General features: G+C 34.0%; 1 protein-coding gene. It reads left to right on the top strand.

Translation table 11 applies throughout. The features are described from left to right. The coding region (locus CCZ01_RS10725; RefSeq protein ID WP_458692874.1) for a hypothetical protein at positions 1 to 309 on the top strand (309 nt) is incomplete at both ends.

Here is a 309-nt window from a genome sequence, read left to right as displayed (position 1 = left end):
ATTGCTAAAAGCTTTGGCAATATCTATCAACTCTTTTCACAAGTCTTGGAATCTCCTGCCTATGGAGAGGATTTTTCTAAGGAATATTTGGATAATTTACCTATCGTCTATGAATATAATCCTAAAACACTCAAAGTTATTCAAACTTTTACACAAGAAGATGAGGAAAGAGCTATAAAAGCAGATACTTGGGCAGTCGTAATGGAAGATGACAAAAAGAATCGACTTGCAAGATTTTTTGGTTCAAAGTCTGATTTTAGCTCTTATTCCAAAGGTGATGTCTTTTTAGAGTTTGCAAAGTATGCACCA

Origin of the sequence: Helicobacter monodelphidis, assembly GCF_003288845.1 — a bacterium.
Classification (GTDB): Bacteria; Campylobacterota; Campylobacteria; order Campylobacterales; family Helicobacteraceae; genus NHYN01.
The sequence above is the reverse complement of the archived record's forward strand: the minus strand, read 5'-3'. Positions and strand labels throughout refer to the sequence as shown.